A 5697-nucleotide genomic window follows, 5' to 3' on the forward strand; every position below is an offset into this window, starting at 1 on the left:
ATGCACTTACCTACCGCAACCGTCTGGAAGCGGGTAAATACTTGGTGATCGTCCGGGGAACTGCCGCGCTGACAGATTGGGCCAGGGAGGTCCTACGCCCCTTCAACCCCGAAAAGCTCCAGGGGTACATTGAACCCGGAACTTCTACGCTAGATGGAGCGTCTCAAGAACGGAGCCGCCCATAAAAACCCGCCTGCCGGGGTATAACTGAGACAACGCCTGGGAGTGGATATGAACGGTAATGGATTGGGTCAACTTACAGTTACCAAGACTTCCGAAATGAAACTCGCCATTGCTTTTCAGCAGACGCGGCTGGCAATGGTTACGGTTCTTGCGATTCAGGGCGGGCTGATACTAGGCGACCGATTGCTATTGACCGTACCTTATCTGTTGGGCGTCCTCTGGTTACTCCTACTTTTTCGTAAACAACTGGGGCAAAGTTTAGTCCGCGCCCGACTCCTCCAACTCCAGATCAATGCACCCCGACCCATGCCTACCCCAGCGATGCCCGTCCAGGCTAAGACGAAAAAACTAGACCTCAAAGCGCGTGCGAGTTAACTGAGGCAGAAGATGCTCCTCTACCCCACTAGTGGGGGACCATGGCTAAAAGGCACACATAAAAATATTCTTTCTGTGAGCAGCGTAGAGAGCAGCTTGAGATGAGATACCTAAGCCATTGCCATTTCTTGAAGTCGGTACAGGTTGGCGTAGACCCCATTTTGAGCCAGTAACTCTTGGTGGGTGCCGGCTTCGACGAGTTCGCCACGTTTGAGGACGAGGATACGGTCCACATCCCGGATGGTGGAGAGGCGGTGGGCGATGATAATGGCGGTCCGGTCCACCAAGAGTTTTTCGAGGGCCTGTTGGACCAAGGCTTCGGTGCCCACGTCTAGGCTGGCGGTGGCCTCGTCTAGGACTAGCACTCTGGGGTCTCTCAGGGCAATCCGGGCAAAGGCTAAAAGTTGCTTTTGGCCCGTGGAGAGGTTGCTGCCACGTTCGCGCACCTGAGTTTGATAGCCCTCGGGTAGGCTCTGGATAAAAGCGTCTACGTTCATCGCCCGCGCTGCCCGTTCCACTTCGGCGAGGGGATAGGTCTCGCCCAGAGAGAGGTTAGAAGCCACATCCCCAGAGAACATAAATCCCTCCTGCAAAACTACCCCAATCGCTCGCCGTAGGTCTTCCTGGGTCAGGTCCCGAATGTCAATCCCGTCCACGAGGATGCGGCCCGAGGTAGGTTCGTAGAGTCGTGACAACAGACGGATAATCGAGCTTTTCCCGGCTCCGGTGGGTCCGACGAGGGCGACTTTTTCACCCGGTTTGATCGTAAAACTGATCCGGTTGAGCACTCGGTCATTATCTTTATAAGCCAGTGACACATCTTCAAAGCGGATCTCACCGCGTAGGGGGTCCGGTAGACGTTTCGGTTGGGCGGGGTCGCGGATCTCAATCGGTTCATCCAGGACCATCCCGATGCGCTCTAGAGCCGTCAACCCCGATTGAACGACGGTGAATTTCTCGGTAATCTGACGGATTGGGTCAAAGAGCCGTTGGGCGTACTGGATAAAAGCGACGAGAGTTCCATAGGTGATCGCATCTTGCAAGACCGCCCCGCCCCCGAACCAGAGCAAAGTTGCAATTGCGACTAAACCAATCCATTCCATTACGGCTGAGATGGCGGATTCATAAAAAATTGTCTCGTCCAAGGCCCGACGGTACTGGGTATTGACCGCCTGGAACTGTTCACCATTGCGCTTTTCCCGGCGGAACATCTGGACGACCGTAATGCCGAGCATATTCTCTTGCAGGATACTATTGAGCGTCGAAAGCTCCTCGCGTACCCGGAAGTTAGCCCGTCGGTAGCCCTGTTGGAAAAAGAGGACAATTAGGGCAATCGGGATGAGGAGCGCGGCTAGGACCAAGGCCAAGTCCCAGCGCAGGACCAACATAAAACCCAGCACCACCACAATCGAAACCAAGTCACTCAAAATCCCCACCGCCCCTGTGGAGAATACATCCCCCAAGGCTTCGACATCGCTGGTCAACCGGGTGATGAGCTTACCCACAGGCGTGCGGGAGAAGTAGGCCGAGGAGAGCGACAGGACGTGGGTAAAAAGACTCTGGCGCAGGTCAGCGGTGATATTTTGCCCCGCCTTCTGGAGGATGAAGCCCTGGGTACCGGTCAGAACCAATTGGACGACCAGACAACTTACTAGCAGGATCACCGATTGTGGTAGTTGCGCCAAGTCTCCCTTCAGCGCACCGTCTAGGGCATCTTTGAGGATGAGCGGCTGGACCCCGGAGGACACGGCGAGGATAGGCAAGAGGACCAAGGCACTGACGAGGAGCTTATTTTGACGACGGATGTAGGGCCAGAGGTTGACAATTAGGTTCCGGTCCTTCGCTAAACCCAAATCCATGCATAATCCTCTACCGTCATGATCCCAGGATAGGCGACTTCACCAGCGGCCCGACGGCCTTATGTTAAGAGCTCGTAACACGTAACTCAAAGAAATGTAACGTTGCTGACAGTGATTAGGCCAAAGGATTGTACTTTTAGATAACTCGCCTTAGAGGTCCAGCATGTCCCTTTCCCCGAACGACGAAGATTTCATGGGTATTGACCGTTTCTTCCAAGAAGCGGTGTATCACGCCCATACGGACCTAAATGCCGCCTCCGCTATTGAAGTGGAGCTTTATGAACATGAGCATATGTACCCCACCTTTGCCCAAGTCGCCCGTACTGCCGGAAACCTGGAAGTCGCCGCGATGTTCGAGGCCATTGCCCGTGAAGAGCATGACCATGCCGTTTTGTTGCAGGAACTCTACCCCCTGCTCGAAGTGACCGATACCCCCGAGACCCTGGAAGCCAAGCGGTTGGTGGAGCAGATCCAGACCCAGATGGAAGTGGTCGCTAGTGACCCCCGTGGCCTGCGTCGTGCCCTAGAGACCGCCCTCGAAGTCGAATCCATTGAAGCAACCAAGACCTATCCCGCCTTCGCCGCCTTGGCTCGTCAGCAAGGTAAAGAAGATGTGGCCCACGCTTTTGACGAGATTACCGCCGCTGAAACCCGCCACATGAAGTGGGTCCAACGCGCCTTGGAGAATCTCTGCCCGGTCTAGCGTTCAACGTCTGAACATGAGCCGTCCGCCTGGGTGACTGGGCGGACTTTTTATACAGAGAATCATCAAAAGTATCGAGATGAACATTTTTTTGAGCCGGGGCGTCCTATGGTGCTTTTAGTGTGGGGATTGACTGATGTGGGCTAGATGTGGTGCGGGATTATTATTACTGGTATTGGCGAGTGTTCCGGTACAGGCGGGGCCGTTATGGGAGCAATTACAGGCCAAATTTAAGCAGCACCGCATCAACCCGGCCCTCCAAGGCGTTTTGATCCTGGATGCCGAGGGGAATATTATTGAGAGCCATCAAGCCACTGCTCCCTTACCCGCTGCCTCCATTACTAAGCTTGCTACTACTCTCGCGGTTCTTGATTACTGGGGTCCAGACCATCAATTCATGACCCGGCTTTATGCGGGGGGTCCGGTCGTGGCTGGTGTGCTCCAGGGCAATTTGTATGTGCAGGGCGGGGCGGACCCACTTTTTCTTTGGGAAGATGCGTTCCGGTTGGGGCAGCAGTTGCAGCAATTGGGTATCCAACGAGTCCAAGGGGACTTGGTGGTCATCGGGCCGTTTTGGATGAATTTCACCACCGATAGCCTAGTTAGTACCCGGAATCTACGACTAGCGCTAAACTCGCGTCAGTGGAGTGCGACCCTCCGCAAACGCTACCAAGGCCAAGCCACCGCTAGCCAACCGCCTACGGTGACCGTGGCGGGAGTACGCCGGATGGAGACTTTACCGCTTTTAGGTGAACCCACGGTGGTCTATCCATCCTTACCGCTCTGGAAGATTGCCAAACGAATGAACAGTTACAGTACGAACCCCTTGGCCCAGATGCTGGGCGCGGTAGCAGGGGGACCGGGCCTGATGAACCAACGTTTACAGGCGGCCTATCAACTCGCGCCCCAGGGTTTGCAGTTGCGCGTGGCCTCGGGGTTGGGTCGTGAAAATAAAATCTCACCCCAAGCGGTAGCGGCTCTCATCGGCGGTTTAACTAACCGGATGCAGCAATCGGGCCGGACCTTAGCTGACGTGATGGCGGTCAAGGGAGCGGACCCCGGCACCCTGGAACAACGGATGATGCCCCTGGGGGTGGTTGCCAAGACAGGTACGCTCAATGGAGTCAGTTGTCTGGCTGGGGTGATTGAGACGAACCAGGGACCGTTACGGTTTGTTCTGCTCAATCAAGGTCCGGTGAGTCTGTTACGCAAGATCCAAGACTGGTTCCTGCAGGGAGTCCAGCAGCGTTACGGCAAGCCAGAAAGTACACCCTTTATTAGTGATGGGTTTGTAGACCAGCGCGTCATGGTAGCCCCGGCCCAAACCGAAATCCTCTCTGGTAGTACCGGTTTGCTCGCGCCTTGAGCCTAGGATGGAACGGTGATAGGAAACGATTATGACCACGCTCGCGCTTGAACGCCTTGGGGAACAACGGATAGTTTTAACTGATGTGAGTTGGCAAACTTTTCAACAGTTGGTCAAGGAGTTGCCTCAGCAACGGAATACACGATTGGCCTATGCTCAGGGAGTTTTGGAGTTCATGAGTCCCCTCGATTTACATGAAAAGATTAAAGATTTATTAGTCATACTGGTTAGGTTTTGGGGACTGGAGCGGGATTTGGTGATAGAAGGTTTGGGTTCTTGGACGATGCGCCGTGAGGACCTGGAGCAGGGTGTCGAGCCGGACGGTTGTTTCTATATCCAGAATGCACCCCTAGTTATTGGACGCAGCCCCGACTTGAACCAAGTCCCGCCCCCTGATCTAGTTATCGAAGTAGACATCACTAGCCCTTCCACCATCCGGCTACCGATTTATCAAGCCCTCGGGGTCCCGGAGGTCTGGCAGTGGCAGGGTTCACCCGGCGAATTAATTGTTTTGCATCGGACGGATGAGGGTTATCAACGTCAGGATTACAGTCAAGTGCTGGTGGATTTTCCGGTTGCACAACTGACCGGACTGGTCCAGCAGAGTCTGCAACTGGGACAGTCGGCGGTCTTGCGTTCGTTTCGGGACAGTTTACGTCGTGGCGCGTTGCCAGCGTCTGAGGTAGCCACTAATCTGCTTGCGATGAACCAGGATGTGGAGCGTGATGAAAGCTAAGAACGTGTAGGCCAGCCAGCCATGAACATTTCCCGCAAGCTCAGCTAGGGGTTTGTTGGCGGCAAAGAGATCCGGTAGGGGAAGGCCAAAGAACGCCACCGAACGACCCGCTGTATTGGAGTAAAAATAGCCACTCAAAGGCACAAAGACCATAAATAGATACAGAGAGCCATGCAGCAGAGCCGTGGAGAGCCAGTTCTTGCCCTGGACCGGATTGGTACGCAGGACTGCCACAATCCGGGCCGTCAGCAAAAACATGACGAGGACTCCCATAGACTTGTGAAAAGCATAGTAACTACCCCGTTCCGTCGCCGCTGTGGGTAACCCAGTCATATAAATCCCAGTGATAAATAAAATCGTGAACGCCGCCGCCATCACCCAATGCATAACCCAGAGTTGTTGACGCGCCACAACCGGCTCTTCCATATAAGTGGTGAACAGCTAAATTTAATTCGAGAAAGCTGCTAACAGCCTA

General features: G+C 54.5%; 6 protein-coding genes and 1 pseudogene. 5 read left to right on the plus strand and 2 right to left on the minus strand.

The features are described from left to right. Together HFM78_RS06265 and HFM78_RS06270 are read left to right on the plus strand one after the other, a co-directional pair. Positions 1-185, plus strand: a pseudogene (locus HFM78_RS06265) (hypothetical protein); the annotation flags it as partial. A 46-nt stretch (positions 186-231) separates the two neighbouring features. Next, positions 232-558 carry a hypothetical protein gene (locus tag HFM78_RS06270; protein WP_287128571.1) on the plus strand — a complete coding sequence of 109 codons (327 nt, stop codon included), beginning with the start codon at positions 232-234 and terminating at the stop codon, positions 556-558. A gap of 110 nt (positions 559-668) precedes the next feature. On the opposite strand, the gene HFM78_RS06275 is transcribed toward HFM78_RS06270, so the two are convergent. Beyond that, the gene (locus HFM78_RS06275) at positions 669-2417 is read right to left on the minus strand and encodes an ABC transporter ATP-binding protein (RefSeq protein ID WP_287128572.1); all 1749 of its coding nucleotides are present in this window, start codon (positions 2415-2417) and stop codon (positions 669-671) included. A 163-nt stretch (positions 2418-2580) separates the two neighbouring features. On the opposite strand from HFM78_RS06275, the gene HFM78_RS06280 reads away from it, so the two are divergent. From HFM78_RS06280 to HFM78_RS06290, 3 genes are all read left to right on the plus strand, one after another. Beyond that, the gene (locus HFM78_RS06280) at positions 2581-3120 is read left to right on the plus strand and encodes a ferritin family protein (RefSeq protein WP_287128573.1); all 540 of its coding nucleotides are present in this window, start codon (positions 2581-2583) and stop codon (positions 3118-3120) included. Positions 3121-3256: 136 nt separating this feature from the next. Further along, positions 3257-4486: a D-alanyl-D-alanine carboxypeptidase gene (locus HFM78_RS06285; protein ID WP_287128574.1), complete on the plus strand. Its 1230-nt coding sequence runs from the start codon at positions 3257-3259 to the stop codon at positions 4484-4486. A 31-nt stretch (positions 4487-4517) separates the two neighbouring features. Continuing rightward, positions 4518-5222 (plus strand): Uma2 family endonuclease, encoded by a 705-nt coding sequence (locus HFM78_RS06290; RefSeq protein ID WP_287128575.1) that lies wholly within the window; start codon positions 4518-4520, stop codon positions 5220-5222. Here the strand turns inward: HFM78_RS06290 and HFM78_RS06295 are convergent. Beyond that, positions 5139-5648, minus strand: coding sequence for a cytochrome b (locus HFM78_RS06295; protein WP_287128576.1), 510 nt, complete (start codon positions 5646-5648; stop codon positions 5139-5141). The genes HFM78_RS06290 and HFM78_RS06295 overlap by 84 nt on opposite strands. Between the last annotated feature and the right edge of the window lie 49 nt (positions 5649-5697).

This window comes from Candidatus Cyanaurora vandensis (assembly GCF_013285555.1).
Taxonomy (GTDB): Bacteria; Cyanobacteriota; Cyanobacteriia; order Gloeobacterales; family Anthocerotibacteraceae; genus Cyanaurora; species Cyanaurora vandensis.